This window comes from Amycolatopsis circi (assembly GCF_003385235.1).
Classification (GTDB): Bacteria; Actinomycetota; Actinomycetes; order Mycobacteriales; family Pseudonocardiaceae; genus Amycolatopsis; species Amycolatopsis circi.
The window spans coordinates 1-2,907 of record NZ_PQIA01000276.1 but is presented as its reverse complement, the minus strand read 5'-3'; the positions used below and the strand labels follow the sequence as shown (position 1 = coordinate 2,907).

2 protein-coding genes are annotated in these 2,907 nt (G+C 66.3%); one reads left to right on the top strand and one right to left on the bottom strand.

Features of this window, described 5'->3' with window-relative positions; genetic code table 11:
- The first annotated feature begins 358 nt into the window (after positions 1-358).
- Entirely contained in the window at positions 359-796 is a 438-nt protein-coding gene (locus D0D37_RS46185) for an SRPBCC family protein (RefSeq protein ID WP_116206879.1), read from the top strand.
- A gap of 19 nt (positions 797-815) precedes the next feature.
- Here the strand turns inward: D0D37_RS46185 and D0D37_RS46180 are convergent, their stop codons facing one another.
- Positions 816-2,477: a fumarate hydratase gene (locus D0D37_RS46180; protein ID WP_116206878.1), complete on the bottom strand. Its 1,662-nt coding sequence runs from the start codon at positions 2,475-2,477 to the stop codon at positions 816-818.
- Between the last annotated feature and the right edge of the window lie 430 nt (positions 2,478-2,907).

Genomic DNA, 2,907 nt, shown 5'->3' with positions numbered 1-2,907 from the left:
AAGGCGGGTAAGAGGCCTTGACAAGCACCCCCAGACCGCAGGGAAGGCTTCGTATCGGGGTGCGGGGGGTGTGGCTGCCTTGGTTGGGTGCGTTGGCTGCGGTTTGTGGGGCGGGGGTCCGTGAAGGGCTCCTTCAGGGAATCTGGTTCCGTGAGGGGCGCCTTGAGGGAATGGCTGTCCGTGAGGGGAACCCTGAGGGAATCAGAGTCCCTCAGGGTTCCCCTCACGGACTTTCTCGGCCGTTCAGTCCACAGTGGACTTCGCAAGTGCTGGCAGGCGCTCGCGGTGAAGATCTCACGAGGCTGTTCGGGGGTGCGTCGATGGCCTCAGCGCCTGCGCGGCTCTAGGCTTTGCGGCTATGGGAACTCGCCAGGTTTCGCGCAGTGCTCTCATCGCTGCTGCGCCGGAACGGATTTTTGCGTTGCTTGCTGATCCGGCTCAGCATCCGCTCATCGACGGGTCCGGCACGGTGCGCGCCAGTCGTGGGGCGGCGCCGGATCGGTTGTCGTTGGGGGCGGAGTTCGGCATGGAGATGCGGATGGGTGCGCCGTATCGGATTCAGAACACTGTGGTCGAGTTCGAGGAGAATCGGCTGATTGCCTGGCGGCACTTTTCTGGGCATCGGTGGCGTTGGCTGCTTGAGCCGACGGGGGACGGGCGCACCGAAGTCACCGAGACGTTCGACTGGTCTACTGCCCGGTCGCCGCTCGCGATTCGGTTGCTCGGGTTTCCCAAGCGCAACGCCGAGGCCATCGAGAAGACTCTCGCCCGGTTGGGCGGGATGTTTCCCGGCTGACCTCGGCGTCGCCAGTGGGTCAGCGGAAGCTGATTTGCAGTACTGGTTCGCTGGTTTCGGAGAAGAAGTCGTTGCCCTTGTCGTCGATGACGATGAACGCGGGGAACTCTTCGACCTCGATTTTCCAGACTGCTTCCATGCCCAGTTCGGCGTACTCGAGGACGTCGACCTTCTTGATGCAGTCCTTCGCCAGCCGTGCGGCCGGGCCGCCGATGGAGCCAAGGTAGAAGCCGCCGTGTTCTTTGCAAGCCGCGGTGACCTGCTTCGAGCGGTTGCCCTTCGCCAGCATCACGAGCGAGCCGCCCGCAGCCTGGAACTGGGCGACGTACGAGTCCATCCGGCCTGCGGTTGTCGGGCCGAAGGAGCCGGACGCGTAGCCGTCGGGGGTCTTCGCCGGGCCTGCGTAGTAGACCGGGTGGTCGCGGAGGTACTGCGGCATTTCCTCGCCGGCGTCCAAGCGCTCGGCGATCTTGGCGTGCGCGATGTCGCGCGCCACGACCAGCGGGCCGGTCAGGGACAGGCGCGTCTTCACCGGCAGTTGCGCCAGCTGTGCGCGGATCTGGTCCATCGGCTGGTTCAGATCGACCGACACGACCTCGTCGGACAGGTCGTCCTCGGTGACGTCCGGGAGGAAGCGGGCCGGGTCGCGTTCGAGTTGTTCGATGAACACGCCTTCGCTGGTGATTTTCGCCTTCGCCTGGCGGTCGGCCGAGCACGACACCGCGACGCCGACCGGGCAGCTCGCGCCGTGGCGGGGGAGGCGGATCACTCGGACGTCGTGGCAGAAGTACTTGCCGCCGAACTGGGCGCCGATGCCGAACTGGCGCGTCATCTCCAGCACCTGCTGCTCGAGGTCGCGGTCGCGGAACGCGTGGCCCAATTCGGAACCCTCGGCGGGCAGGTTGTCCAGGTAGCGCGCGGAGGCGAGCTTCGCGACCTTGAGGTTGAACTCGGCCGACATGCCGCCGACGACGATCGCCAGGTGGTACGGCGGGCACGCGGCCGTGCCCAGGCTGCGCAGCTTCTCGTCCAGGAACCGGGCGAGCCGCTTCGGGTTCAGGACTGCCTTCGTTTCCTGGTACAGGAACGTTTTGTTGGCGCTGCCGCCGCCCTTGGCCATGAACAGGAACTCGTACGACGGGTCCGTCGCGTCGCTGTCTTTGTGATACAGCTCGACCTGCGCGGGCAGGTTCGTGCCGGTGTTGCGCTCTTCCCAGAAGTTGATCGGTGCCATCTGCGAGTAGCGCAGGTTCAGCTGCTGGTAGGCGTCGAAAATGCCCTGCGACAGCGCGCGCTCGTCGTCGCCGCCGGACAGCACGCCCTCGGTGCGCTTGCCGATGACGATCGCGGTGCCGGTGTCCTGGCACATCGGCAGCACGCCGCCGGCCGAAATGGCCGCGTTGCGGAGCAGGTCCATCGCGACGAACCGGTCGTTGCCGCTGGCTTCGGGATCGTCGACGATCGCGCGCAGCTGCTGCAGGTGTGATGTACGCAACAGGTGCTGGATGTCGGTGATCGCCGTGCGCGCGAGCGTCGTCAGCGCCTCCGGGTCGACCTTCAGAAACTTCCGCCCGGCGGCTTCGACGGTCTCGACGCCGTCGGCGGTGACCAGCCGGTATTCGGTGGTGGTGTCCTTGCCGAGCGGCAGGACTTCGGTGTGCTGGAACGTGGTGGGCGGCACAGCGAGGCTCCTTTGCCCTGATCGGGATTGGCTCACGGTACTCAGCGGGTTCCGCCCGGTCGCACGGGCGCGGGGACGCTGTGGGATAGCGCACGCCGACGGTGCTTTCCGCGGGTTTCGGGCAGGCATGGTCGGGAGGCCGGGCCCACCCCGACGGACCCGACCTCCCGGGGAAAGCGGACCGGATGCGCACACATCCGCCCCGCGTGACTAACGGGACCCCCGCCGGCGCGTTGACCGGACGCCGCACAGCGGGGGTCGCGAACGCTTGCTACCCAGTGCCCGGAAACGCCAAACGCGAACGAGACGCGAATTCCACGATCGGGTGCACAGAGTGGTGACGATATTGCGGTGGGTGTCCTTCTGAAACGGATTAACCGGATAAAACGGGACACCGGAGGAGGTTCGTGTGTTCTATCGGGGCTAAAGG

Excerpts from the sequence above, each read along its gene's own strand:
- D0D37_RS46185 (WP_116206879.1), top strand. The coding sequence starts at position 359 with ATGGGAACTCGCCAGGTTTCGCGCAGTGCTCTCATCGCTGCTGCGCCG.